This window comes from Dietzia sp. JS16-p6b, from assembly GCF_003052165.1.
Lineage (GTDB): Bacteria > Actinomycetota > Actinomycetes > Mycobacteriales > Mycobacteriaceae > Dietzia.
On sequence record NZ_CP024869.1, the window covers coordinates 741,829 to 767,316 of the forward strand.

22 protein-coding genes and 1 pseudogene are annotated in these 25,488 nt (G+C 69.4%); 17 read left to right on the forward strand and 6 right to left on the reverse strand.

Annotated elements, in window-relative coordinates; translation table 11 throughout:
- Window positions 1-23: 23 nt before the first annotated feature.
- Window positions 24-1,058: an LLM class F420-dependent oxidoreductase gene (locus CT688_RS03365; protein ID WP_017835348.1), complete on the forward strand. Its 1,035-nt coding sequence runs from the start codon at window positions 24-26 to the stop codon at window positions 1,056-1,058.
- 9 nt (window positions 1,059-1,067) lie between these two features.
- Here CT688_RS03365 and CT688_RS03370 read toward each other — a convergent pair whose 3' ends face one another.
- A complete protein-coding gene (locus CT688_RS03370; RefSeq protein ID WP_107755762.1) occupies window positions 1,068-1,955 on the reverse strand; it encodes a DUF1707 domain-containing protein in 888 nt (295 codons plus the stop codon).
- Window positions 1,956-2,022: 67 nt separating this feature from the next.
- Between CT688_RS03370 and CT688_RS03375 the strand changes: the two genes are divergently transcribed.
- Window positions 2,023-3,627: an acyl-CoA synthetase gene (locus CT688_RS03375; protein WP_197431467.1), complete on the forward strand. Its 1,605-nt coding sequence runs from the start codon at window positions 2,023-2,025 to the stop codon at window positions 3,625-3,627.
- A gap of 45 nt (window positions 3,628-3,672) precedes the next feature.
- Complete coding sequence (locus CT688_RS03380; RefSeq protein WP_107755763.1) at window positions 3,673-5,133, forward strand: aldehyde dehydrogenase family protein; 1,461 nt, start codon at window positions 3,673-3,675, stop codon at window positions 5,131-5,133.
- Between the two features lie 46 nt (window positions 5,134-5,179).
- Here the strand turns inward: CT688_RS03380 and CT688_RS03385 are convergent, their stop codons facing one another.
- The gene (locus CT688_RS03385; RefSeq protein WP_107755764.1) at window positions 5,180-5,986 is read right to left on the reverse strand and encodes a crotonase/enoyl-CoA hydratase family protein; all 807 of its coding nucleotides are present in this window, start codon (window positions 5,984-5,986) and stop codon (window positions 5,180-5,182) included.
- A 76-nt stretch (window positions 5,987-6,062) separates the two neighbouring features.
- Between CT688_RS03385 and CT688_RS03390 the strand changes: the two are divergent.
- Window positions 6,063-7,699 (forward strand): annotated as a pseudogene (locus tag CT688_RS03390) (acyl-CoA synthetase).
- A gap of 2 nt (window positions 7,700-7,701) precedes the next feature.
- Window positions 7,702-8,808, forward strand: a complete 1,107-nt coding sequence (locus CT688_RS03395) for a nitronate monooxygenase family protein (protein WP_197431500.1) — start codon at window positions 7,702-7,704, stop codon at window positions 8,806-8,808.
- A 202-nt stretch (window positions 8,809-9,010) separates the two neighbouring features.
- Here the strand turns inward: CT688_RS03395 and CT688_RS03400 are convergent, their stop codons facing one another.
- Genes CT688_RS03400 through CT688_RS03415 form a run of 4 tightly spaced genes read right to left on the reverse strand, consistent with a single transcriptional unit; the run spans window position 9,011 to window position 13,728 of the window.
- Window positions 9,011-9,703 carry a hemolysin III family protein gene (locus CT688_RS03400; RefSeq protein WP_231750478.1) on the reverse strand — a complete coding sequence of 231 codons (693 nt, stop codon included), beginning with the start codon at window positions 9,701-9,703 and terminating at the stop codon, window positions 9,011-9,013.
- Between the two features lie 20 nt (window positions 9,704-9,723).
- A complete protein-coding gene (locus CT688_RS03405) occupies window positions 9,724-11,409 on the reverse strand; it encodes an AMP-binding protein (protein WP_107755767.1) in 1,686 nt (561 codons plus the stop codon).
- Window positions 11,406-12,470, reverse strand: a complete 1,065-nt coding sequence (locus tag CT688_RS03410; protein WP_107755768.1) for an acyl-CoA dehydrogenase — start codon at window positions 12,468-12,470, stop codon at window positions 11,406-11,408. The genes CT688_RS03405 and CT688_RS03410 overlap by 4 nt, the downstream gene beginning before the upstream one ends.
- A 1-nt stretch (window position 12,471) precedes the next feature.
- On the reverse strand, window positions 12,472-13,728 hold the full coding sequence (locus CT688_RS03415; RefSeq protein ID WP_107748787.1) for an acyl-CoA dehydrogenase family protein: 1,257 nt from the start codon (window positions 13,726-13,728) through the stop codon (window positions 12,472-12,474).
- 108 nt (window positions 13,729-13,836) lie between these two features.
- Between CT688_RS03415 and CT688_RS03420 the strand changes: the two genes are divergently transcribed.
- The 12 genes from CT688_RS03420 to CT688_RS03475 all read left to right on the forward strand — a co-directional run bounded on the left by CT688_RS03420 (window position 13,837) and on the right by CT688_RS03475 (window position 25,459).
- Entirely contained in the window at window positions 13,837-14,031 is a 195-nt protein-coding gene (locus CT688_RS03420; RefSeq protein WP_107748788.1) for a ferredoxin, read from the forward strand.
- Window positions 14,028-14,957: a 3-oxoacyl-ACP reductase gene (locus CT688_RS03425; protein WP_107748789.1), complete on the forward strand. Its 930-nt coding sequence runs from the start codon at window positions 14,028-14,030 to the stop codon at window positions 14,955-14,957. Before CT688_RS03420 ends, CT688_RS03425 begins: the two co-directional genes overlap by 4 nt.
- Before the next feature lie 233 nt (window positions 14,958-15,190).
- On the forward strand, window positions 15,191-15,955 hold the full coding sequence (locus CT688_RS03430) for an ABC transporter permease (RefSeq protein ID WP_067711895.1): 765 nt from the start codon (window positions 15,191-15,193) through the stop codon (window positions 15,953-15,955).
- Between the two features lie 10 nt (window positions 15,956-15,965).
- Window positions 15,966-16,808, forward strand: coding sequence for an MlaE family ABC transporter permease (locus CT688_RS03435; RefSeq protein ID WP_370446349.1), 843 nt, complete (start codon window positions 15,966-15,968; stop codon window positions 16,806-16,808).
- 21 nt (window positions 16,809-16,829) lie between these two features.
- Window positions 16,830-18,056 carry an MCE family protein gene (locus CT688_RS03440; protein WP_231750479.1) on the forward strand — a complete coding sequence of 409 codons (1,227 nt, stop codon included), beginning with the start codon at window positions 16,830-16,832 and terminating at the stop codon, window positions 18,054-18,056.
- Window positions 18,053-19,108, forward strand: coding sequence for an MCE family protein (locus tag CT688_RS03445; protein ID WP_107748792.1), 1,056 nt, complete (start codon window positions 18,053-18,055; stop codon window positions 19,106-19,108). Before CT688_RS03440 ends, CT688_RS03445 begins: the two co-directional genes overlap by 4 nt.
- On the forward strand, window positions 19,101-20,249 hold the full coding sequence (locus CT688_RS03450) for an MCE family protein (RefSeq protein WP_107748852.1): 1,149 nt from the start codon (window positions 19,101-19,103) through the stop codon (window positions 20,247-20,249). Before CT688_RS03445 ends, CT688_RS03450 begins: the two co-directional genes overlap by 8 nt.
- Window positions 20,246-21,511, forward strand: coding sequence for an MCE family protein (locus CT688_RS03455; protein WP_107748793.1), 1,266 nt, complete (start codon window positions 20,246-20,248; stop codon window positions 21,509-21,511). The genes CT688_RS03450 and CT688_RS03455 overlap by 4 nt, the downstream gene beginning before the upstream one ends.
- Window positions 21,512-22,717 carry an MCE family protein gene (locus CT688_RS03460; RefSeq protein WP_107748794.1) on the forward strand — a complete coding sequence of 402 codons (1,206 nt, stop codon included), beginning with the start codon at window positions 21,512-21,514 and terminating at the stop codon, window positions 22,715-22,717.
- Window positions 22,714-24,132: an MCE family protein gene (locus tag CT688_RS03465; RefSeq protein ID WP_107755769.1), complete on the forward strand. Its 1,419-nt coding sequence runs from the start codon at window positions 22,714-22,716 to the stop codon at window positions 24,130-24,132. Before CT688_RS03460 ends, CT688_RS03465 begins: the two co-directional genes overlap by 4 nt.
- Complete coding sequence (locus tag CT688_RS03470; RefSeq protein WP_107748796.1) at window positions 24,132-24,674, forward strand: hypothetical protein; 543 nt, start codon at window positions 24,132-24,134, stop codon at window positions 24,672-24,674. The genes CT688_RS03465 and CT688_RS03470 overlap by 1 nt, the downstream gene beginning before the upstream one ends.
- Complete coding sequence (locus CT688_RS03475; protein WP_107755770.1) at window positions 24,671-25,459, forward strand: hypothetical protein; 789 nt, start codon at window positions 24,671-24,673, stop codon at window positions 25,457-25,459. Before CT688_RS03470 ends, CT688_RS03475 begins: the two co-directional genes overlap by 4 nt.
- Window positions 25,460-25,488 lie beyond the last annotated feature (29 nt).

Below are 25,488 nucleotides of genomic sequence, written 5' to 3' on the forward strand. Positions count from 1 at the left end.
CGGCGTGGGTCACACTGGGGCCCATGAAATTCGCCTTGCAGCTCGGATACTGGGGCGCCCAGCCGCCCACCAACCACGCCGACCTCGTGGTGGCGGCGGACAGGGCGGGGTTCGACACCGTCTTCACCGCCGAGGCCTGGGGCTCGGACGCGTTCACCCCGCTCGCCTGGTACGGCTCGCTCACCGAGCGCATCCGCCTGTCCACGGCGGTCGTGCAGCTGTCCGCCCGGACGCCAACGGCCACCGCGATGAGCACCATGACCCTGGACCACCTCTCCGGCGGCCGCTTCTGTCTGGGCCTGGGCGTCTCCGGTCCGCAGGTGGTCGAGGGCTGGTACGGCCAGCCTTTCGCCAAGCCGCTGGCCCGGACGCGGGAATACATCGACATCATCCGTGCGGTGCTCCGCCGCGAGGCGCCCGTCACCTCCGACGGCCCCGCCTACGCGCTGCCGTACCAGGGCCCCGGTGCCTCCGGCCTGGGCAAGCCACTCAAGCCGATCCTCCACCCCCTGCGCGAGGACGTGCCCATCTGGCTGGGGGCCGAGGGGCCGAAGAACGTCGCGCTCGCGGCCGAGATCGCCGACGGGTGGCTGGGGTTCCTGGCCTCACCGCGGACCGCCCACGAGTTCAACGCATGGCTCGACGAGGGCTTCGCCCGCCCCGGGGCCCGGCGGACCCGGGAGGACTTCGAGGTGGCGTTCCTGTGCCAGCTCCACATCACCGACGACAGGCGCTCGGTGCTCGATGCCTACAAGCCGTTCACCGCTCTCTACGCCGGCGGCATGGGCGCCGAGGAGAAGAACTTCCACGCCGAGGCGTTCCGCCGGATGGGTTTCGCGGACGACGTCGACCGCATCACCGAGCTGTTCCGCTCCGGGCGCAAGGAGGAGGCCGCGGCGGCGGTGCCCGACGAGATGGTCGAGGCCACCGCGATCATCGGTGACGAGGACTCGGTGCGCTCCCAGATCGCCGACTGGGAGGCCGCGGGCGTGACCATGCTCGTGGTCACGGCCCGCTCGGTCGAGGAGATCGAGTCACTGAGCCGGCTTATCGACTGATCCGGTCTGTCAGCCGGGCGGCGTGATGCGCACCGGCTCGCCGGCGTAATCCACCACGAGGAACCCGGTCTGGTGAACGTCGTTGCGCACGTGGACGGTGTAGCTCGGCCGGCCGGCGTCGTCCGCGGCGACGCTGAGGAAGGCGTCGGTCTCCCCGGCGATCCCGAGGGTCTCGGCGGCTCCGGCGACGACCGGCGCGATCACGGTGGCATCGAGGTCGGCCAGCCGGAACGGCTGCTCGCGGGTGCTGGGGCTGTCGGCCCACCCCGACCAGCCGCCACGGTAGATCTGGCGCAGCGTCCGACTGGGGTGCTCCGGGTCGGTCCAGGCCAGTACCGCGTGCTCGGGGTGCACCACGAGGCTCGTCGCCAGCTCCGACCCCGATGCCCGACCGGCGCTCGAGAAGATCCGCTCGAGACCCTCGGGGGACAGTGGGGCGGGAGCGTCCAGAACGCGCGCCTCGCCCTGTCCGTCACGGCCCGGGCGGTCGACGGACGTCACCTCACGTCCGGCCGGGTCCGGGTCGTCGGAGGCGGAGAACGCCACGAACGCCCCGGTCAACAGTGCGGCCACCACGAGCGCCCCCGCGAGGGCGCCCCACGGTCGGCGCCGACGCGATTCAGGCGCGGACCACCGCGAGGTCACGCCCCCCGTGGGCGACAACGCGGAGGTCGGACCGGCGTCGCCGTGGAGTCGGACCCTCACACCCTGGAGGTCGGCGAACAGTGGGCGCAGCTCGTCGACGTCGCGCGCGGACGTGGCCGCCCGCACCCGCTCGTAGTGCTCGAACTGGTCGAGCTGGCCGCTGGCCAACGCGGAGTCGAGCGCGGTGATGACCGCGGTGCGGTCGTCATCGGTGGCCCGGATCGCCCGGGCCCCGGAGGGGTCAGCGGACATGGGATGAGAATAGTCCTCCGAGTCAATACCTGGACCTACAACAGGAACACGTTCTAGTCTGGAGGGTATGAGCGCACCCACACCCTCCGTCCCCGCCGACGCCGGAGTCCCGGACCCCCGGACCGGCGAGCACGTCACCAGCGTCTACCGGATCGCCGAGGCCGAGCCGGACCGCGTCGCGGTGATCGAGGCCTCCGGCCGCCAGGTGAGCTTCGGCGAACTCGTGGAGGCCGCACACGGCCATGCCCGTGGGCTGCGCGCGCTCGGGCTGGGAGCCGGGGACGGGATCGTCCTGATGGCACCGAACAGCATCGGCTTCCTCGAGGTCTACTTCGCCGCCCTGGAGATCGGGCTCTATGTCGCTCCCGCCAACTGGCACCTGACGGGTCCCGAGGTGGCCTACATTCTCGAGAACTCGGGGTCGACGGTGTTCGTGGCCGACGAGAGGTTCGCCGACGTGGCCACCGTCGCCGCGGAGGAGGCCGGACTCGACCCCGCCCGCTGCTACGCGATCGGCGACGTGCCGGGGTTCCGGCCGCTGTCCGAACTCGCCGTCCCGGCAAACGGCGAGGATTCCTTGCCGTCGGACCGCACGCTCGGCGCCCCCATGCTCTACACCTCGGGCACCACCGGTCGCCCCAAGGGCGTCCGCAGGCCGCTGACCGGGGCCTCCCCGGATCAGGTTACGGTCCCCAACTACTTCTTCTTCGCCGGCTTCGGCATCCAGGGCCCGGACAACGTCCACATCTGCGGCTCGCCGCTCTACCACACGGCTGTGCTCAACTTCGTCGCGATCTCGCTCAACCTGGGTCAGACGGTGGTCCTCATGGACAAGTGGAGCCCGGAGGAGATGCTGCGTCTGATCGACGCGCACGGGGTCACCCAGTCCCACATGGTCCCGACGCAGTTCTCGCGACTGCTCGAACTGCCGGAGGACGTGCGCGCGAAGTACGACGTGTCGAGTCTCCGGACGATCGTCCACGGCGCCGCCCCGTGCCCGCAGCACGTCAAACAGGCGATGCTGGACTGGTGGGGGCCCGTCCTGACCGAGTACTACGCGGGCACCGAGGGCGGCGGCTGCACCATCACGGGCGAGGAGTGGCTGCGCAAGCCCGGGAGCGTGGGCCGGCCGTGGAAGACCACCACTCTGAAAATCCTCGACGACGACGGCAACGAGCTCCCCGTCGGCGAGACGGGCAACGTCTACCTCCAGATGCACGGATCCAGATTCGAGTATCACCAGGACAAGGAGAAGACGGCGAAGACCTATGTCGGCGAGCTGTTCACCATGGGCGACATCGGCTACGTGGATTCGGACGGCTACCTGTTCCTGTGCGACCGCAAGAACGACATGATCATCTCCGGAGGGGTGAACATCTACCCTGCCGAGATCGAGTCGGAGATGACCCGCCACGACGCCGTCCGTGACGTGGCGGTGTTCGGCATCCCGCACGCCGACTGGGGCGAGGAGGTCAAGGCCGTGGTGGAGCTGGCCGAGGGATACGTCGAATCCGACGAGCTCAAGGCCCAGATCCTCGAGGACCTCTCCGGGCGACTGGCCAAGTTCAAGATGCCGCGGTCGATCGACGTGGTGGAGGAACTGCCCCGACAGGCCAACGGCAAGCTGGTCAAGCGCACGCTCAAGGACCCGTACTGGGCGGACGCCCGCTGAGGCGGAACCCCAACCGACCGGAGGGGCGGTCACTACCCTGGACACATGACCAGAACCCCGACCGCCCGTGATCTCACGCTCGCCCAGATCCTCGAGCGGCAGCAGCAGGCGTTCCTCGCCGACCCACAGCCCGCCGCCGGGATCCGGCGGGACCGGATCCAACGGCTCAAACGCCTCGTGCTGGACAACGCGGCCGAGTTCAACGAGGCGATCCGGGAAGACTACGGTTGCCGGCCCGAGGCGTTCTCCACGATCACCGACATCGCCTCGTCGATCCCGGACCTGGACCATCAGCGCGGCCACCTCACCCGGTGGATGAAGCCCACGCGGGTCTCCCGGGCCCTCGACGCGGCGGGGTTCACCCAGCAGGTTCGCCATGATCCCAAGGGCGTCGTCGGGATCATCGGCCCCTGGAATTTCCCCCTGTACCTGACCATCGTCCCGGCCGGGTCGGCGCTCGCGGCGGGCAACCGGGTGATGATCCGGCCGTCGTCGGTCACCGCCCACACGACAGAGGTGCTCTGCGACCGCGCGCCCGAATACTTCGCCGTCGACGAACTGGCCGTCGCGGGACCCGAGCACGGGCGCGGTTCGGACTTCTCCGGCCTGCCCTTCGACCACCTGTTCTTCACCGGGTCCCCGGGCGTCGGCAGGTCCGTCGCGAGGGACGCAGCCGACAACCTGACCCCGGTCACCCTCGAACTCGGCGGCAAGAACCCCGTGGTGGTGGACGCCAGCGCCGACCTCGATCGTGCCGCGCGCGGCATCGCGGCCTCCCGCATCATCAACGGTGGCCAGGTGTGCATGTGCCCGGACTACGTCTTCGTCCCCGAGGGCGACGTCGGCAGGTTCTGCGACACCGTCCTGGACCAGTGGCGCCGCACACTGCCCGCCATCGTGGGCAACCCCGAGTACACCGCGATCGTCAACACGTCCAACTATGAGCGCGTCGTCGGCCTGATCGAGGACGCAGTGGCCAAGGGCGCGGTGCGGCGTGACGCCACCCCGGCGGGGGAGAGATTACCGGACGCGTCCGTCCGGAAGATCGCCCCCACGCTGCTCACTGGCGTGACGCCGGAGATGGAGATCGACTCGGACGAGGTGTTCGGGCCCGTGCTCACGGTCTTCGGTTACCGGGGGCTCGACGAGGCCGTGCGCTACATCAACGAGCGACCCAGCCCGCTGGTCCTGTACTGGTACGGCGAGAAGAACAGTCGCTTCGACCTCGTGGCCGACCGCACGCGCTCGGGGAACATCTACGGCAACGACTTCGGCATCGGGATGGCCTCCCCGGCCGTCCCCTTCGGAGGGGTCGGCAACTCGGGCATGGGCGGCTACCACGGGCACTACGGCTTCCGCACGTTCAGGCACGAGCGGGCCGTGGCCATGCATTCCTGGAACGTCAACGTCTCCGAGTTCATGACGCCCCCGTTCACCGCGGCCAAGAAGCGGCTGGCCTCGGGGTACCTCGGGGCGCTGCGGGCCCGGACCCGGCTGGGCTTGTAACCGGGCGCGGGCCCTGCTGGGAATGCAGCCGGGCCCGCGCCGCCGCTCACTCTCCGCGGAACTCGGGCCTGCGCTTCTCCGCGAACGCGCGGGGGCCCTCCTTGGCGTCGGCGGAGGCGAAGACCCGGCCGCCGACCTCGGCGTCGACGCGGAAGGCCTCCTCCTCGTGCATGCCCTCGGTGCGGCGGATCGTCTCGATCATCCCCTGCACCGCCAGGGGCCCGTTCGCGGCGATGAGCTCGGCGAGCTCGAGTGCCTTGTCGAGCGCGGTGCCGTCCTCGACCACGTGGCCGATCAGTCCGAACCGCTCCGCCTCCTCGGCGCTGAGATGGCGGCCCGTCATGAGGACCTCCATGGCCACGGTGTAGGGGATCTGGCGCACGAGTCGGACCGCGGACCCACCGAGGGGGTACAGGCCCCAGCGGGCCTCGGAGACGCCGAACTTCGCCGACCGGCCGGCGACCCGGATGTCGGTGCCCTGCAGGATCTCGGTCCCGCCCGCGATCGCGGGCCCCTCGACGGCGGCGATGAGCGGCTTGCTCAACCGACGACCCTTGAGCAGCGCGGGCAGACGGGACAGGTCCCAGCCCCCGCCCGCGAACTTGTCCCCCGGCGCGTCCTTGTTCATGGCCTTGAGATCCGCGCCCGCGCAGAAGTACCCGCCCGCGCCGGTGAGGATGCACGCACGGATGTCCGGGTCGGAGTCCACCAGATCCCACGCCGCCTCCATGCCGCGCATCATCGGGCCGGACAGGGCGTTGCGGGCCTCGGGGCGGTTCATGGTCACCACCAGGACGTGCCCACGTCGTTCGGTGAGCAGGTGCTGGTCCTCGGGCGTCTCGACGCGGGTCATCGGGCCTCCAAAAATTAGTTACGCGGGTTCACGGCTTTCGCCCACGGCTGACGGTAACACGTTCTAGTTTGGGTGTATGGCGTACACCATCGGAGATCTCGTCGAGCACAGCGTTGACCGCGTTCCGGACCGGGTCGTCCTGGTCCAGGAGGGTCGGTCGTTCACCTTCAGAGAACTGGAGGCCAGGGCCAACAGACTCGCCCACCACCTGACATCGGTCGGCGTCGGGCCGGACGACAAGGTGGCGGTGTACAGCCGCAACACCATCGAGGCGGTCGAGGCCATGGTCGCGATCTTCAAGATCCGCGCGGTCATGGTCAACGTCAACTACCGGTACGTCCCGGCGGAACTCGAGTACCTGCTCGACAACTCCGACTCGGTCGTGGTGGTCCACGAGCGCCGGTACTCGGACGTGCTGGCCCAGGCCCTGCCCCACACGCCGGGGGTCAGGCACTGCCTGGTGATCGAGGACGGCACCGACACCCCCGACCCGCAGACGCCGGACGGGGTCTCCGTCGCGCACTACGACGACGCGCTGGCGGCGCAGTCACCCGAGCGGGACTTCGGTGAGCGGTCGAACGACGACATCTACATGCTGTACACCGGCGGCACCACGGGCTCACCGAAGGGCGTGATGTGGCGGCAGGAGGACGTGTTCATGGTCCTCGGCGGAGGCATCGACTTCCTCACCGGTGAGAAGGTCGCCGACGAGTGGGAGCTCGCGAACAAGGCCGTCGACGGTGGCGTGCTGGTCCGGGCCGCGCTGCCGCCGCTGATCCACGGCGGCGCGCAGTGGGCGATCCTCATGGCCCTGTTCGCCGGGCACACCAGCGTGCTCATCCCGGAGTTCGACCCCGAGGAAATCTGGCAGACGGTCACCGACCGCAAGATCAACCTGATGTTCATCACCGGTGACGCGATGGCGCGCCCGATGATCGAGGCCTGGGACGCGGAGAAGTACGACCCGTCATCGCTCTTCTACATCGGCTCCTCCGCCGCCCTGTTCTCGCCGTCGGTCAAGGACCAGTTCATCGAGGCCTTCCCCAACGCGATGATCTCGGACTCCATCGGCTCCTCCGAGACCGGCTTCTCCGGGATCGCCCTGGCGGAGAAGGGCAAGACCCACACCGGGGGTCCCCGCGTGAAGATCGACGGCGAGACCACGGTCCTCGACGCCGACGGCAACGAGGTCCCCCCGGTTCCGACATCGTCGGCAAGGTCGCCCGCACCGGGCACATCCCGGTCGGGTACTACAAGGACGAGGTCAAGACCGCCGCCACGTTCAAGACGTACAACGGCAGGCGCTACTCCATCCCCGGTGACGACGCCCGGGTCGAGTCCGACGGGACCGTCACGATGCTCGGCCGCGGCTCGGTCTCCATCAACACCGGCGGCGAGAAGGTGCATCCGGAAGAGGTCGAGGCGGCACTGAAGACGCACCCCGACGTGTTCGACGCACTGGTGATCGGCGTGCCGGACGAGCGGATGGGTCACAAGGTCGCGGCGGTGTTGCACACCCGTGACGGCAAGTGCCCGCCGATCGAGGAGATCAACGAGTACGCCCGCAAGGAGATCGCGCGGTACAAGTGCCCGCGCGCGCTGTGGGTCGAGACCTCGGTCAAGCGCAACCCCGCGGGCAAGCCCGACTACCGGTGGGCCGCGGAGATCGCCGCGTCCCGCCCCGCAGACGACACCCAGGAGATCAGCAAGTGAGCATCCGCACCCCCCTCGCCGAGCAGTTCGGCATCGAGTACCCGGTCTTCGCGTTCACCCCGTCCAAGGCCGTCGCGGCGGCGGTGACTCGCGCCGGTGGCATGGGCGTGCTGGGCTGCGTCCGCTACAACGACGCCGCCGAGCTCGACGAGGTGCTCACCTGGATGGACGAGAACACCGACGGCAAGCCCTACGGTGTCGACATCGTCATGCCCAACAAGGTCCCCACCGAGGGCAGCACCACCGACATCGCCGCGATGATCCCCGAGGAGCACAAGGCGTTCGTCTCGCGCGTCCTGGACGACCTCGGCGTGCCGCCGCTCGGTGACGACGCCGAGCACAACGCCGGCGTGATCGGGTGGCTGCACTCGGTCGCGCAGTCGCACGTGGAGATGTCGCTCAAGCACCGGCCGGTGCTCATCGCCAACGCGCTCGGCTCCCCGCCCAAGCACATCGTGGACCTCGCGCACGCCAACGGGATCAAGGTCGCCGCGCTCGCCGGTGCGAAGAAGCACGCGCTCGCGCACGTGGACAACGGCGTCGACATCGTGATCGCCCAGGGCGGGGAGGCCGGCGGCCACACCGGCGAGGTCGCCACCCTCGTGCTGGTGCCGGAGATCGTCGCTGCGCTCGACGGGCGCGCGCCCGTGCTGGCCGCCGGCGGGATCGGGAGCGGCTCGCAGGTCGCGGCCGCGATCGGCATGGGCGCCGAGGGGGCGTGGATGGGCTCCCGGTGGCTCACCGCCGCGGAGTACGGCGATGACGGCGGCTCGAAGGCGATGCAGGAGGCGCTCGTCGCGGCCACCAGTGCCGACACCGTCCGCACCCGCATCTACTCGGGCAAGCCCGCGCGACTGCTCAAGAGCAAGTGGACCGAGGCGTGGGCGGCCGAGGGTGCGCCGAGTCCGTTGCCGATGCCGCTGCAGAACATCCTCGTCGCGGAGGCGCACCAGCGGATCTCGGAGGCGCAGGATCCGGAGGTCGTGGCCATGCCGGCGGGCCAGATCATCGGTTCCCTGGAGGGTGTCGTCCCGGTCGCCGAGACGATGGCCCAGATCGCGAGAGAGTACGAGGCGGCGGTGGAGCGCCTGCGCGGCACCCTGGGCTGACCACGCTGACCACCCTGGGCTGACCACCCCGGGCTGATCACCCCGGGCCCACGTCAGCGCGCGTCCGGATTTCTTTCACTGCCGCCCCCGGCGATGAACCCTCGCCCGCACCGATGCGCACGCGAGAGTTCATCGCCGGGGGCGGCTGTGTTCTGGGCGTACAGGCGCGGCCGCGGATGCCCGCGCACGCCGGGGTGGCGGTTCAGGACTGCGTGATGAACAGCAGCATCGCCGCCCAGTGGCAGGCGAACGCGATGACCGTGCAGGTGTGGAAGACCTCGTGGAAGCCGAAGACCCCGGGAACGGGGTTCGGGCGCTTGAGGCCGTAGACCACTGCCCCGCCCGTGTAGGCCACGCCGCCGGCGACCACCAGTGCGACGCCGACGAGGTTGGCCTCGACAAGGTCACCGGCGAACCACACCGCCGTCCACCCGAGGACGATGTACAGCACGACGTACAACCACCGCGGCGCCGACAGCCAGAACAGGCGGAACGCGATACCGATCAGCGCTCCCGTCCACACGATCGCCAGCAGGATCGTGCTGGCCGGGGCGTCGAGGGCGGCGACCGTCATGGGGGTGTAGGTGCCCGCGATGAGCAGGAAGATGTTCGAGTGGTCCAGCCGACGCAGCAGCGCGGTGGCCACCGGGCCCCAGGAACGGCGGTGGTACAGGGCCGAGATCCCGAAGAGCAGCGACGACGTGGCCAGGAACACCGCGCACGCCCACTTCAGCGCGGTCCCGTCCGCCAGGACGGTGAGGACCACGCCGAGGACCACGGCCACCGGCAGCGTCCCGGCGTGGATCCACCCGCGGAGCAGCGGCTTCTCGGGTAGAGCGGGAACGCCGAAGTCGTCGTCGTCCACGTCGGGCCTCGGGTGTGCAGTGGAGTTCACACGCAGAACCTACCGCCACCTCACACGGGCGTGAACGTCCTGTGACCGTCCACACGCGCCCACACACGGTCGCCGGCGGGGTCGGGGCCCAGCGCGGTGAGGTCGCGGGCGCGGAACTTGAAGCTCGCCGTGCGCGGCAGCTCCGCGGTCACCCGCAACAGTGACGGCCACTGCTTGGGGCCCAGGTCGGACTGCGCGGCGAGGAACTGCCCCATGCCGGCCGCCACCTCGGCCGGGTCCGCCCCGTCCCGCAGCACGACCGCCGCGGCGACGGCGTCGCCGATCGTGCCCGGGGCGCGCACCTCGCCCGCCGGCACGGCGTACACGCCCACCTCGACCAGATCGGGATGGCGTCGCAGGACGCGTTCGACCGGCGCGGCGGCCAGGTTCTCCCCGTCGACCCGCATCCAGCCACCGGATCGGCCCGCGAAATACACCCACCCGTCGTCGTCGACATAGGCCAGATCTCCGGAATGGAACCGCCCGCCGCGCAAGCGTTCGGCGTCGGCGTCCGGGTCGCCCCAGTAGCCGGCGAACAGGCCGGGTCCGTCGGCGACCAGCTCGCCGACGGCGTCGGCGGCGTTGAGCAGTACGCCCGCCTCGTCGAACCGGGCACGGGGGCACGGTGCACCGGACTCCGGGTCGACGATCGACACTCCGGCGGGCAGCGGGCCGAGCGCGGCGTCGGGAGTGTCCGGTGTGCGGGACACCGAGACCCCGCCCTCGCTCGAGCCGAACCCGTCGACCACGGTCACGCCGAAGCGCCGGGCGAACTCGTGGCGCACCTCCGCCGGCGCCTCGTTGCCGTAGACCACGCGCATGGGGTTGTCCGCGTCGTCGGGCTTCTCCGGTGTGGCGAGGATGTAGGACAGCGGCGCACCGACGTAGTTGGCGAAAGTGCATCCGTGGCGACGGACGTCGTCGAGCCAGTTGGAGGCGGAGAACCGGCGGCGCAGCGCGATCGAGCAGCCCGTGAACAGGGCGATCGGCCATGCCACCATGACCGCGTTGGAGTGGAACAGCGGCATGGCGCTGTACACGCAGTCGTCCGGGCCGATCCCGAACCTGTCGGCCAGCATGCGACCGGGAACGGAGATCTTGGACTGGGTGATCCGCACCGCCTTGGGATCGCCACTGGTGCCCGAGGTGAAGACCAGGGCGACCAGGTCGTCGGGCCCCGCAGGAGCCCCGGAGAGGTCCGGGTGCGCGGCGTCGGCGTGCCGCGCGAGCAGGTCGGCCCACTGCGGGGAGTCCACCGAGATCACCGGGATGTCGATCGTCAGACCGTCGAGCAACCCGGCGTGGTCGGTGTCGGTGAGGATCAGTGCGCAGTCGGCGAGCGCGGCGTCCCGGGCCAGGGCCGCGCCGCGGCGGGTGGGGTTGAGCCCGGCCACGACGATCTCCGAGCACGCGGCCGCACCGAGCAGGTGGAGATACTCGGGCGTGCCGGCCAGGAGCAGCCCGACGTGGGGCGGAGACGCCGATGCCGGCGACGCCGACGACGATGAGGACGACGACGAGCCGAGCAGCTCCCGCAGCGCCGCGATCCGCACGGCCGACGCACCGACCGCCTGCGACCAGGGCGTCAGGTCGCCGTCGGACCAGATGCCCCGGTCCCGCACGTCGCGCAGGGCGTACACCGCCTCGGCGACCGAGGCGTACGGCCCGGCGGCGACGTCCGCGATGGTCCGGACGGGCGCGTTCACGCCGAGTACTCCCAGGGGTCACCCTGCTCGGCGAGCACCGCACCCAGGTCGATCAGCTGCCGGGTGGCCCCGCCCAGGCGGAACTCCCCGGCCTTGGCGGCGAGGAAGTAGCGGTGGGCGGGCTCGGAGCGGTCCAGCCCCACGCCCCCGTGGACGTGGACCGCGGTGTGGGCGAGGCGGTGCCCGGCGTCGCAGGCCCAGAAATGGGCGGAGGCCACTGCGGCGTGGGCGGGGGCACCGGGCTCTCCGCTACACGCGTCGAGTTCGTAGGCCGCGCGCAGAGTACTCAGCCGGACGGCGTCGACGTCGATCGAGCCGTCGGCCAGCCTCGCGGCGACGGCCTGGAAGGACCCGATGGGCCGACCGAACTGGTGGCGGGTGCTCGCGTACGCGGCGGTGCGCTCCAGCGCGGCCTCGATCACGCCCCACTGGTAGGCCGCCAGGTGGACGCGGCGGCGCAGGGCGTCGACCTCGAGTACCGCGCCCGGCACGGTGGTGGGCTCGGCCTCGGCGCCGGACACCAGGCCCGCGCAGGAGAAGTCGACCGGGACGGTCCTCTCGACCGAGACGGAGGTCCGGTCGGACACCCTGATGCCGTCCGGCGTGGCCTGCACGATCACGTCGGCGATCGGCGCCCAGTCGACCTCGGGAGCGTCACCGTCGCCCACCGCGGCGATCTCGCGCCCCTCGGCCACGGCCCCGGCCCTCGCGGAGAGACCGGCGGCCTCGAGCAGGACGGTGGCGCGGATCGCGGGGGACAGGGGGACAGGGGCCAGGACCCGGCCCAGCTCGCGCAGGACCAGGGCCTCGCCGACCACGCCCAGGCCGGCGCCGCCGAGCGACTCCGGGGCGAGGGCGGCGGGCACGCCCGCGCGGACCAGCTCGTCCCAGTAGCGGGAATGGAACCGTGCGGTCGCGTGGTCTGCTCCGCCGTCGGCCTCGGTCCCGGGGCCGAAGCGGGCGTCGAGCTCGCGCAGGGAGTCGTCGGTGACCAGTTGCTCGCCCATGGTGCGGACGAGCGTGGAGAGCTCACGGGTGGTGTCGTCGATGTGGAAATCCATGTCAGCTGTCCTTCCGGGCAGAGGACGGAGTGGGGGCGATCCGCGGCGCCGGTGGCAACCCGAGTCCGGCGGCGGCGATGATGTCGCGCTGGACCTCGTTGGTGCCTCCGCCGAAGGTGAGGATGAGGGCCGAACGATGCAGCTTCTCGATGCGCCCGTGGAGGACGGCGGTGGGGGAGTGGGAGCGTTGGAACCCGGCGGAGCCCAGCACCTCCATGAGGAGCCGGTACGCCTCGCACGCGGTCTCGGTGCCGTACACCTTGGTCGCCGACGCGGCGATGCGGGTGGGCGTGGTGGAGTCGGCGGAGACGATCTCCCAGTTGCGCAGCGCCAGGTACTCGGCCATCGCGTGGACGCGGGCCAGGTGGGTGCGCACCCACTCGTTGTCGATCACGTCCCCGCCGCCGGGCAGGCCGACGTCGGCCGCACGCGTGGTGCGCGCCCACTCCAGGACCTGCCGGAGCGAGGCCTGGAGTGGACCGGCGGCCGTGAGGGCGACCCGCTCGTGGTTGAGCTGGTTGGTCATGAGCGGCCACCCGCCGTGTTCGGGCCCGACCAGGTTGGAGGCGGGCACCACCACGTCCTGGTAGTAGGTGGCGCTGGTGTCCGGGCCCGCCATCGTGTGGACGGGAGTCCACGAGAACCCCTCGGCGTCGGTGGGCACCATGATCATCGAGATGCCCTTGTGTCGCTTGGCGTCCGGATCGGTGCGTGCGGCCAGCCAGATCCAGTCCGCGTAGGCCACGAGGGACGTCCACATCTTCTGCCCGTTGATGCGGTACACCTCCCGGCCCGCGTGCTCCCCGGTCCCGGCCTCGCGCACGGCCCGGGTCTTCAGGGAGGCGAGGTCCGTGCCCGATTCCGGCTCGGAGTAGCCGATGCCGAAGTGCAGCTCGCCGCGGCTGATCCGGGGCAGGAAGTAGCTCTTCTGCTCCTCGGACCCGAAGGCCATGATCGTCGGCGCGACCGAGTTGATGGTGAGGAAGGGCACCGGGACCCCGGCGATCGCGGCCTCGTCGGTGAAGATCAACTGCTCCACCATCGGGCGGTTCCGACCGCCGAACTCCTCCGGCCATCCGATCGTCAGCCAGCCGTCGCGGCCCATCTCGGCGACGATCTCACGGTAGGCGTTGCCGTGGCCGTATTCGCCGGTCGTGGAGGTGAAGGCCTCTCGGCGCTCGGGGGTCATCAGGGCGGAGAAGTACTCGCGCAACTCCCCGCGCAGCCGTTGCTGGTCTGTGGTGTAGGTGATGTCCATATGCCCTAAGCTCATCTCGAGTGGAACACGTTCTAGTGTCGTGTCTCACATAGTATCGAATCATGCTCGCGGCCACAGTGGTCGCGGGCCCGGCCAAGGAGGACGGGTATGAGGATTGACGTGGATCCCGACCGCTGCGAGGGGCAGGCCGTGTGTGTCGGGCTCGCCCCGAAGGTCTTCGAGTTGAACGACGACGACGAGGTGGTGCGGGTGATCGTCGACGAGGTCCCCGAGGAACTGCAGAAGCGCGCGCTCAAGGCTGTCGAGAAGTGCCCGATGGCGGCGCTCAAGGTCGCGGAGTGACGCCCGGGCAGGGCCGGAAGGACCTCGGGGCGGATCTCTCGCTCGACGGCCGGGTGGCGGTCGTCACCGGGTCCGGCTCCGGGCTGGGCGCCGCGGAAGCCGTGGAGTTGGCGCGCTCGGGTGCGGCCGCGGTCGTCATCAACGACATCCGGTCCGGCGAGGCCACGGACGCCGTGATCGGCGACATCGAGGCGGCGGGCGCCAAGGCCGCCCTGGTGGTCGGGGACGTCTCCGAACGGGAGACCGCCGACGCGATGGTGGCCGAGGCCGTGCGACTCGGCGGCCTGCACGTGGTGGTCAACAACGCCGGCATCACCCGGGACAAGATGCTGTTCAACATGGAGGACGACGACTTCGACGCGGTGATCAGGGTGCACCTGCGCGGGCATTTCCTGCTCACCCGCAACGCCGCGGCCCACTGGCGGGGCGAGAGCAAGAAGTCCGACTCCCCGGTGTACGGGCGGCTGATCAACACCTCGTCCGAGGCGGGACTCTTCGGCCCGCCCGGGCAGGCGAACTACGGCGCGGCCAAGGCCGCCATCACCGCGCTCACCCTCTCGGCCTCACGTGTGCTCTCCCGGATCGGCTGTACGGCCAACGCCATCGCTCCCCGGGGACGCACGGGGATGACCGAGGGCGTCTTCGAGGACTGGGACGAGTCGAAGGGGCCCGACCCGCTGTCGCCGGACCGGGTGGCGGACCTGGTGTCGTACCTCGCGTCGCCCGCCGCGGCCGGTGTCAGCGGTCAGCTGTTCGTGGTATACGGCGGCATGGTGGCGTTGGTGGACGCCCCGGTGGTGGAGAAGCGGTTCGACGCCGAGGGCGGTGTGTGGGACCGCCGGGAGTTCGCCGACGCGGTCTCCGGCCACTGGTCAGGGCGGCCCGAGGGCAAGTCCTTCTCCGCCTCGGAGATCATGACCCTCTGACCTGAACCGATGCGGTCCCCGCGGCGTTTGCTGAGAGACGCGCGGGGACCGCTTTCGTTGTGTCGGGGCGTGTTAGATTCCCGGCACACGCGCAGGGGCACCGTTCGGGGGTGATTGGTAGGCCTTGCTAATGAGAACGTGTTCTAGCTACTATGTAATCTAGGTCACGCCGAACCGGTCACTTGTTCAGTTCGGTGCGACCGGGGGATGAGAGAAGACAGGAGGGGGGCGATATGGCGAGAGTTCTCGATGCGCCGCTCAAGGGAGTCGGCGATTTCGTCGCCATGAGCCTCGACACGTTCGTGTCCTTCCCGTCGATCGTGCGGCAGGGCCGGGAGTTCGTCGAACAGTCCTGGTTCATCGCCCGGGTCTCCATGATGGCCACCATCCTGGTGGCGATCCCGTTCACCGTCCTGGTGAGCTTCACGCTCAACATCCTGCTCCGCGAGATCGGTGCGGCCGATCTTTCGGGGGCGGGGGCCGCGCTCGGCGCCGTCACCCAGGTCGGTCCCATGGTCACGGTCCTCATCGTGGCGGGGGCCGGGGCCACCGCCATCTGCGCGGACCTCGGGGCCCGCACCATCCGCGAGGAGATCGACGCGATGGAGGTCCTCGGGATCGACCCGGTCAAGCGCCTGGTCGTCCCCCGGGTCGCCGCGTCCACCTTCGTGGCGCTGCTGCTCAATGGCCTGGTGTGCACGATCGGCATCCTCGGTGGTTTCCTCTTCTCGGTTCTCCTGCAGGGCGTCAACCCGGGCGCCTTTGTAGACGGGATCACCCTGCTCACGGGCCTGGGTGAGCTCATCCTGGCGCAGATCAAGGCCGGGATGTTCGGGATGCTCGCCGGCCTGGTGGCCTGCTACAAGGGCCTCTACGTCCGGGGCGGGCCGAAAGAGGTGGGCAGCGCTGTGAACGAGACCGTCGTCTTCGCCTTCATGGCCCTGTTCGTCGTCAACACCGTGCTCACGGCGGTCGGCGTCAAGGTCCTGGGGGCGTGAGGTGACCGTCATTGAGACCACCCGGTTCCCGCGCCTCGCGCGGGCCCGGCACCACACCGTCGGCAGGGCCGACGACTTCGGCGGCATCGCCCTGTTCTTCTGGCGAGCACTGCTGGCCACGCCGCGGGCGCTCACCCAGTACCCGAAGGAGACGCTGCGTCTGATCGCCGAGATCGCCATGGGAACGGGTGCGCTGGCGATGATCGGCGGCACAGTGGTGATCGTCGGCTTCCTCACCCTCGCCACCGGCGGCGTGATCGCGGTCCAGGGCTTCTCCTCGCTCACCGACGTCGGGGTCGAAGCGCTCACCGGCTTCTTCGCGGCGTTCATCAACGTCCGTATCGCCGCCCCCGTGATCGCTGGCATCGGGTTGGCCGCCACCATCGGTGCCGGCGCGACGGCCCAGCTCGGGGCGATGCGGGTGTCCGAGGAGATCGACGCGCTGGAGGTCATGGCGATCGACTCGATCACCTACCTGGTCTCCACCCGGATCGTCGCCGGGATGATCGCCGTGGTGCCGTTGTACTCGCTCGCCGTCATCGCCTCGTTCGTGGCGAGCCGGTTCGCGACCGTCCAGATCTATGGTCAGTCCGGTGGCGTGTACGACCATTACTTCTCGACGTTCCTCATCCCCACGGACATCCTGTGGTCCTTCGTCCAGGCCATAGCGATGGCCATCACGATCATGCTCATCCACACCTACTACGGCTACAACGCCGCCGGCGGTCCCGCCGGCGTCGGCTCGGCCGTGGGCAACGCCGTCCGCACCTCGCTCATCGCGGTGGTGACCGTGACCCTTCTCGTCTCCCTCGCGATCTACGGCGGAGACGGCAACTTCAACCTGTCGGGATAGGAGGCGGACGTGGCGAGAACTGTGAGTCAGAGCGATACGGTGCCCAAGCGCATCGCGGCGACGGTGCTGGCGCTCTTCATCGTCGTGGTGATCGCGCTCTCCCTCCTGATGTTCGCGAGGGTCTTCGACAGTCGGGTGCCGTTGACCGTCCGCAGTGATCGCGCCGGTCTGGTCATGGAGGCCGACGCCAAGGTGCGCGCCCGCGGTGTGGAGATCGGCAACGTCAAGGACATCCGCCAGGAGTTCGGCGGGGCGACGATCGAGATCGAGGTCGATCCCGCGGCGCTGGAGGCCATCCCCGCCAACTCCCCGGTGACGATCGGATCCAACACGGTGTTCGGTGCGAAGTCCGTCGACTTCGAGTCCCCGATGCGGCCGGACCCGACGCCGCTGGCCGCGGGCACTGTCGTCGAGGCGTCCAATGTCACCGCCGAGGTCAACACACTGTTCCAGGACCTCACCGACCTGCTCATCGCGATCGAGCCGGAGAAGCTCAACGCCACCCTCGGCGCGGTCTCTGGGGCGGTCGACGGGCGCGGTGAACAGGTGGGGCGCACGATCACCGACTTGGGCGACTACCTGCAGGAGATCAACCCGCAGATCGACACCCTCCAGAGGGACCTGGCCAAGGGGTCGCGGGTGGCCAACCTCTACGCCGACGTCACCCCCGACATCATGCGCCTGCTCGACTCCGGCACCGATGTCGGCGCCAACGTCGTCAGCAACCAGGCGCGGTTCGAACAATTGCTGGTCTCTGCGATCGGCACGGGCGAGACCGGCAAGCGCCTGCTGTCCGAGAACGGCAACGAGTTGGTCAAGATGCTCTCGGACCTGCGTGCCTCGACCAGCCTGCTCGCGGAGTACCACCCCATGCTCACCTGTCTGATCGTGGGCCTGAACCAGGGCGTCGAGGGCGCCACGTCAGCCTTCGGCGGCGAGGACCAGCCCGGCCTGGTATTCAAGTCGGGGTGGCAGCAGGGGGCGCGAGCGTACGAGTACCCCAAGGACCTGCCGAAGGTCAACGCCAGCACCGGACCCAACTGCTACGGCCTCCCGTTCCCCGACCCGAACGTCCACGCCCCGTTCGTCGTGACCGACACGGGCTCCAACCCCGTGGAGGGCATGCCCGACGTGTTCACCTCTCGCCCCGCCCCGCTATTCGGCCCGTTGCGGCCCACCGAGCCCGGTCGTCCCGCGCCCCCGACGCTGCTGCAGGTCATGCTCGGCATGGACGGGGAGACCCCGTGACCGCCGGGCGCTCGGCAGCGCGAAACGCCCGTCTTACCCTGATCAAGCTGGCGATCTTCACCACGGTGATGGTGCTGGTCCTGGCCGGTCTGGTCATGGTCTTCAGCGAGTACCGCTCCGGCGCGTCCGAGAAGTTTAATGCCGTGTTCACCGACGTCTCGGGGCTGGAGTCCGGGGACAAGGTGCGCATCGCGGGAGTGGAGGTGGGCCGCGTCGACCGGATCGCACTGGCGGACGGGAACACAGCCGCGGTCCGGTTCTCCGTGGCCGGGAACCAGGTCGTGCACGCCAGCACCGAGGCGATGGTGCGGTACGAGAACCTGACCGGGGACCGCTATCTGGAACTCAACCGGGGGGAGGGGGATCAGTCTCCGCTCGAGGCGGGCGGGACGCTGCCGATCTCGCAGACCTCCCCGGCCCTGGATCTCGATGCCTTGCTCGGCGGGTTCCGTCCGCTGTTCCGCGCGTTGGACCCCGGCCAGGTCAACCAACTGTCGGAGTCGATCGTCAAGGTGTTCCAGGGTGAGGCCGGCACCGTGCAGGACCTGCTCGCCTCGACATCGTCCCTCACACAGACACTTGCAGACAGGGACCAACTCATCGGGGACGTGATCACCAACCTCAACGGCGTTCTCACCACCGTGTCGGACAACCAGTCCAACGTCGATTCGATCGTCGACGACCTCCAGCAGCTCGTCTCCGGTCTGTCCGCGAACGCCGAGCCGATAGGCGAGTCCGTCGAACGCCTCAACGACGCCAGCGCCAACATGACCACACTCCTGTCCGACGTCCGCCCGGCCCTGCGCGAGGACGTCGCCCAGATCGACCGGGTGGCGACGCTCATCAACGAGGACGAGCCGTTCGTCGAGAACGTGATCAACCGGCTCCCGTCCGACTTCGAGAAGATGGGGCGCTTGGGCGTGTACGGCAGCTTCTTCCAGTTCTATCTCTGCGGTGTGATCGTGCAGGTCACCAACCCCGTGACCGGTAGGGGCGTGTACCTGCCCCAGTACGAGCAGACGACGGGACGGTGTGCGTTCCCCGATGAGTGACACAATAGACGGGACCCCGCCGAAGGCGCCCCGAGGACAGCTCCGCTTCCGCGACCGCGACCCCAAGACGATCGGTGTCTGGGGAGCCGTGGGGGCCGTGGCGTTGATGGCGATCTCGCTCAACTACGACCGGATCCCGTATGTCAACGGGATGCGCGGCGCGACCGCGTACGTGGCCGACGCCGCCGGGCTCAACACCGGTGACGAGGTGCAGGTGGCCGGGATGAGGGTCGGCTCGGTGCGGAAGATCGAGCTCGACGGGGACAGGGTCAGGGTCCGCTTCGACATCGACACCGGCGTCGCGCTCGGCACGGACACCTCCGCCCAGGTCAAGACGGACTCGATCCTGGGCCGGCGCGCGCTCGGTGTCTTCTCCGACGGTCGGGGTGAACTCCCCGACAACACCATCCCGCTCGAGCGGACCTCGGTCCCGTACTCGCTCACCGCCGCGCTCGGAGACCTCAGCGACACGGTCGAGGCGATGGACACGGACAAGGTCGACGAGGCGCTGACCGTGCTCGCCGAGACAATGGAGGGGTCCTCGCCCGAGATCCGCGGCGCGTTGGACGGGATTACCAGGCTCTCGCGCTCTCTCAACGAGCGCGACGAGGGCGTCCGGCAGCTCCTCGACAAGGCCGCGGGGACCACCGACATCCTCGGGCGGCGAAGTGACCAGATCAACCAGCTCATGGTGGACGGCAACGTGCTGTTCACCCAGCTCGACCTCCGGCGAAGGGCCCTCAGCGAGTTGATCGTCAACATCGACGAACTCGCCCGGCAGCTCTCGGGGGTGGTCCAGGACAACGAGGCACAGCTCGGACCCGCCCTTGACAAGTTGGAGCAGGTGTCGGATCTGTTGATCCGCAACAAAGAGGACATCGATCTGGGGCTGCGCCGGATCGTCCCGTTCTCCACGGCGCTGAGCGAGGCCGTGGCGTCCGGACCGTGGTTCAACGCCTACGTGTCCAACCTGTCGATCGGTCATTACCAGCAGACCATCCTGCGCGACCTCATGCCTCTCATCGACGACCGCGTCCAGCCCGAGCCGGGACTGGTCCGCGAGCCGACGATGCCGGCCGTACCGGGTCTGACCCTGATGGACGAGCACCCCGGCTGGGGCGAGAAGAGGTTGCCCCGATGAGTCGACTGCTGGCGTCCACACTGTCCAAGGTCGTGGCCCTCGTCGTCGTCGTCCTCCTCGTGATTGCCGCGGTGTGGTTCTTCTCCACCCGGACCAAGACGATCGTCGCCTTCTTCGAATCCACCCGGGGCGTCTACGAGGACGACACCGTCCGGGTGCTCGGGGTGCGTGTCGGACGGATCTCCGAGATCACCTCCGAGGACGGCAGGTCCAAGGTCACGATGAAGGTCGACCGGGACGTCCCGGTCCCCGCCGACGCCACCGCGTTGCTCGTGGCACAGTCCCTCGTGGCCGAGCGGTTCATCCAGATCACCCCCGCCTTCACGGGCGGCGAGGAGATGCCGGACGGCGGCACGATCCCCGTCGAGCGCACCGCGATCCCGGTGGAATGGGACGGGGTCAAGGAGCAGCTCATGAAGCTGTCCACCGCCCTCAGTCCCGTCGGTCACGAGGAGACGGGCCCGCTCGGCGAGTTCGTCGACTCGGCCGACGCGATGCTCGACGGCAACGGTGTGGAGGTCCGCGACGCCCTCAACGAGGTCTCGCAGACCATGGCGCTGCTCTCGGACGGGCGGGAGAACCTCTTCACCACCCTCAAGAACCTGCAACTGTTCGTCACAGCGCTCTCACAGAGCGAGGAACAGATCGTGTCCTTCGGGGGGAAGCTGGCCAGCGTGTCGCAGGTGCTCGGAGACCAGACGGGCGACATCGATGCGGCGCTGAGCGATCTCGACCTGGCGGTGACCGACATCAACCGGTTCCTCGACAACAACGGGGAACGCGTGACCACTGCTGTCGACAAGCTCGGCCAGGCGACCGAGGTGGTGCGCGACCGGCGGGCCGAGCTGGAGGGAGTGCTCCACGTGGGCCCCACCGCCATGGCCAACTTCTACAACATCTACCGGCCGTACCAGGGCGTCCTCACCGGGGTGTTGACCATGAACCAGATGGCCAACCCGACCAACTTCATCTGCGGTGCGATCGCGGGCCTGGCCAACAACACCGCCGAATCCGACGCACAGCTGTGCGCCCAGTACATGGGCCCGCTGTTCAACTCGCTCGCCTCCAGCTACCCATACGGCGCGGTCACCCCGCCGATCACCCCCACCGCGGAGCCCCAACAGATCTGGGACTCGCAGAAGCCAGGGACGCAGACCCCACCGGGTGTGCAGCCGGTCTCCGACCGGCCTGACCCGCTGATCAACGTGGTCAACAAGGGCGACAACCTCACCGACACCCTGCTCGTGACGGGAGATGCGTAGATGTTTCGCAACCGACCCAGTGGCCGAATTCTGACGGCAGGTGCACTCGGCGCCGTCGTGCTGCTCTCCGGTGCCGGATGCACCTGGGAGGGTCTCAACTCCCTGCCGCTACCCGGAGCGCAGGGCAGGGGGGAGGGTGCGTACGAGATCACCCTCGAGATGCCCAACGTCACCACCATCACCCGCAACTCCCCGGTCCGGGTGAACGACGTCAACGTCGGGTCGATCACGGACATGCAGGTGGAGGACTACACGGCGATCGTCACGGTCTCGCTCAACGAGGATGTCCGGCTCCCGGCCAACGCACATGCGAAGATCGGGCAGACCAGCCTCCTGGGGTCGCAACATCTCGAGATCTTCCCGCCCCCGGACGGCGAACCCGAGGGCTCGCTCTCCGACGGGGACGTCATCCCGTTGGCCCGCGCCGGAGTGTACCCGACCACGGAGCAGACGCTGTCGGCCTTGTCGGTCGTCCTGACCGACGGCGGGCTGGCGCAGTTCGAGACCATCGCCAGCGAGCTCAACACCGCGTTGGACGGCCGGCAGGTCGACGCCAAGGAGGTCATCACCCAGCTGGAGACCACCGTGAGCGGCCTCGACGAGCAGCGGGCCGACATCATCGCCGCCATGGACGGGCTGGACCGGCTGTCCCGCCAGATCAACGACCAGACCGACACCCTGGCCAGAGCGCTGGCGCAGATGCCCGAGGCCGTCGCGCTGATCAACGACCAGAAGCAGGAGCTGACCACAGCAATGGTCTCGCTCGGGGATTTCGGCAACAAGGCCAACCAGGTGATCGACGCCGGTGGTGGACAGAACCTGGTGGACAACCTCCGCGACATCACGCCGGTCCTCGACTCGCTGGCCAACGCCGGGCGCGACCTGACCCGGGCGCTGAGCGTGCTCATCACGTTCCCGTTCCCGCAGGCGGGCATCGACAACTTCCTCCGCGGCGACTACGCCAACCTGTACATCCACGCCGACACGACGATGCCGCGTCTGTCGGAGACCTTCCTCCTGGGCACCGAGTTCGGCAACCGTATGGCCGGCCTCGAGGGCTATGTGGGCCTCGCGCCCAATCCGCTGGCCGGCGCGAACCCGTTCTCCCTCGACATCCCGCGGCCGGAGCACTCGGGCGAGGAGCCGTTCGCCGAACTGCCACCTGAGCCGGGATCCGGCGCCCCGACTGAGGAGGCCCCCCGATGACCCGGTTCGTGCGAATCCAGCTGACCATCTTCGCCGTGGTGACGGTTCTCGCCCTGTCGGTAATGTCGGTCTCCTACCTCAAGCTGCCGACTGCGTTCGGCTGGCAGCGCACCGATGTCGCACTGCAGATGCCGGACACCGGTGGGGTCTACAAGAACGCCAACGTCTCCTACCTGGGCAATGTGATCGGGAGAGTCGACGCGGTCACCCTCAAGCCCGGTCACGTCGTGGCCGAACTGCACTTCGACACGCGGGCGGAGGTCCCCGAGAACGTCCGCGCGCAGATCCGGAGTGTCTCCGCGGTCGGGGAGCAGTTCGTCGAGCTAGTGCCCGAGGGCGAGCCCGTCGGCGAGATGGCCGACGGCACCGTGCTCGGCGAGGACCGGGTCGACATGCCCCAGGGGATCGGCCCCGTCCTGGACCAGGCCACGGTGCTCATGGCGTCGATCGACGACGGCAAGATGCGCCGCGTCATCTCTGAGTCGTTCGACGCGTTCAACGGTTCCGAGCGGGAGCTCCAGCAGTTCCTGGACTCCGCGCAGCTCCTCCTTGAGGAGGCCCAGCGCAACACCGGGGCCACCCGCCAGCTGATCGCCGACGCCGAGCCGGTCCTGGACTCGCAGCTGCGCTCAGCGGACTCGATCCGTGCCTGGACCCGGAACCTCGCAGACCTGACCGATCAGCTCCGGGTCAACGAGCCCCAGCTGACCTCGATCATCCAGCGCGGCCCGGACTCCCTGGCCCGGGCGACCAGGGTCCTCAACGATCTGCAGCCGACCATGCCGGTGCTGGTCGCCAACCTGGTGAGCGTCGGCGAGGTTGGCGTGGTCTACAACCGCTCCATCGAGCAGTTGCTCGTGATCTACCCGGCCCTGGTGTCCTCGCTCATCACCGCGATCAACGGCGCCAAGGACACCGGTGAGATCAAGGTGGATTTCAACCTCCAGATCAACGAGACCCCGCCGTGCACCACCGGCTTCTTGCCGGCGGACCAGCGGCGGTCGCCCGCCGACCTGTCCGTGCCCCCGCTGATGAACGGCATCTACTGCAAGGTCCCCAAGGACTCCCAGACGACCGTCCGTGGAGCCCGCAACCTGCCGTGCATGGAGTACCCCGGTCGGCGAGCTGCCTCTCCGGCGGAGTGTGCGGCCGATGACTACGTCCCCGAGGGCATCAACCCGCCGGACACCAGCGAGGTCGGCCCGCCCGGTGACAGCCCGTACGCGTACAACGTTGTCCCCTCGTCCAACAGCGGCGAGCGGGAGATCCGCACCTCCGCCGCCATGTACGACCCGGCGACGGGCGAGTACCTCGGTGCGAACGGCAAGACGTATCGTCAGCTTAACCTGGGGACCGCGAGCAAGCTGTCCGCGGACGCCGACCTGGCCGACATCCTGACGAATGGAGTGACCTAGTGCCGCAGTCGGACGAGACCCCCACTGATGGTGAGCGGACCGGGCTGGTCGTCGCCTCCGTGATCACTGCCCTGTGCCTGGTGGCGGCCCTCGTTGCCTCGGGGCTGTGGCTCACCGAGCGTGGCCAGGCGGCCTCGATCCGGGCGGACCGGGCGTCCGCGAGCGAGCTCGATGGGTCATACCGCGACTTCGCCACCGACGTGATGACCCGGCTCATGACCATCCGTCAGGAGACCCTGACCGAGGACGTGGACCGGATCGTGGACATGATCGAGGGCGACTTCTCCGAGCAGTTCACCCCCCGTCGCGACTCCTACGAGGAGGTCGTCAAGACCACCGCGGTGGTGGCCGACGGGGTGGTGTCCGCCGCAGCGGTCGAGCACTCCTACCCCGAGCGCGCAGAGGTGATCATGGCGATCGACCAGACCATCGGCAATCCCCGGTCCCAGGAGGACCAGGACCGGCAGTACCGCGTCCGGGTGACGGTCAACCGTCACGACGACGGCGAGATGAGGGTCTCGGGGGTGAACTTCATCCCGTGAGCAGCAACGACGTGCCAGACGCCCGCTCCGCCCGCCGTGCGCAGCGTGAGGCCGAGCGTGCGGCCCGGGCCCAGCGCAAGGCCGACGCGGCCCGGGAGCGCGCCCTGGCGGCCGCCCGTGCCGGTGGCCTGTTCGAGGGGATGGAGGCCATGCCCCGCACCGCCGCCGCGGACACGACCACCGGCGGGGAGGCGGAACCGGCTGATTCCGGGGAGGCGGAGCCGGCCGGGACCGAGCGGGCGCGCGCGACGCCGGGGCCCACCCGGGAGCCGCTCGATTCGTCGCGTCGACGCAGGCTCACCGTGGTCCTGGCCGCGGCGTCCGCCGTCCTCGTCGTCGTCACCGGTCTGACCTCCTGGCAGTACGTCGAGGCCAGGGGAGATGCGGCGACCGAGCAGCGGGTCGCGGACGCGCCCGCCTCCGCGACGGACGCGGCGCGCGAGATCGTGACCCAGATGTTCACCTACGATCACCGGACGGTCGATTCGGAACTCGCTGCGGTCCGGGATCGGCTCGCCGATCCAGCACTGTCGGAGTTCGTGGAGCAATCCATGCTCACCGTCGCCTCCGCTGCCAAACAGCAGGAGGCCAGCGTCTACGCGACGGTGGCTGCCGCCGCGCCGCAGGAGGTCGTGGACGCCGATAACGTCACGGTTCTGCTCATGCTCAACCGGATGGTGTCGACGAAGGACGCGCCCGAGGCGGCGAGCTCGGCTTCCCGGCTCACCGTGTCGATGGTGCGGGTCGACGACACGTGGAGGCTCGGGGAGCTGGAAGCACTCTAAAGACGGCCGGGCCGGGGGCCCGGAACCGT

What these genes read in the sequence shown, in the direction of transcription:
- CT688_RS03420 (WP_107748788.1), top strand. Translation starts at nt 13,837, where the DNA reads ATGAGGATTGACGTGGATCCCGACCGCTGCGAGGGGCAGGCCGTGTGT.
- CT688_RS03380 (WP_107755763.1), top strand. Translation starts at nt 3,673, where the DNA reads ATGACCAGAACCCCGACCGCCCGTGATCTCACGCTCGCCCAGATCCTC.
- CT688_RS03415 (WP_107748787.1), bottom strand. Translation starts at nt 13,728, where the DNA reads ATGGACATCACCTACACCACAGACCAGCAACGGCTGCGCGGGGAGTTG.
- CT688_RS03365 (WP_017835348.1), top strand. Translation starts at nt 24, where the DNA reads ATGAAATTCGCCTTGCAGCTCGGATACTGGGGCGCCCAGCCGCCCACC.
- CT688_RS03455 (WP_107748793.1), top strand. Translation starts at nt 20,246, where the DNA reads ATGAGTCGACTGCTGGCGTCCACACTGTCCAAGGTCGTGGCCCTCGTC.
- CT688_RS03385 (WP_107755764.1), bottom strand. Translation starts at nt 5,986, where the DNA reads ATGACCCGCGTCGAGACGCCCGAGGACCAGCACCTGCTCACCGAACGA.
- CT688_RS03375 (WP_197431467.1), top strand. Translation starts at nt 2,023, where the DNA reads ATGAGCGCACCCACACCCTCCGTCCCCGCCGACGCCGGAGTCCCGGAC.
- CT688_RS03430 (WP_067711895.1), top strand. Translation starts at nt 15,191, where the DNA reads ATGGCGAGAGTTCTCGATGCGCCGCTCAAGGGAGTCGGCGATTTCGTC.
- CT688_RS03410 (WP_107755768.1), bottom strand. Translation starts at nt 12,470, where the DNA reads ATGGATTTCCACATCGACGACACCACCCGTGAGCTCTCCACGCTCGTC.
- CT688_RS03460 (WP_107748794.1), top strand. Translation starts at nt 21,512, where the DNA reads ATGTTTCGCAACCGACCCAGTGGCCGAATTCTGACGGCAGGTGCACTC.
- CT688_RS03450 (WP_107748852.1), top strand. Translation starts at nt 19,101, where the DNA reads ATGAGTGACACAATAGACGGGACCCCGCCGAAGGCGCCCCGAGGACAG.
- CT688_RS03465 (WP_107755769.1), top strand. Translation starts at nt 22,714, where the DNA reads ATGACCCGGTTCGTGCGAATCCAGCTGACCATCTTCGCCGTGGTGACG.
- CT688_RS03370 (WP_107755762.1), bottom strand. Translation starts at nt 1,955, where the DNA reads ATGTCCGCTGACCCCTCCGGGGCCCGGGCGATCCGGGCCACCGATGAC.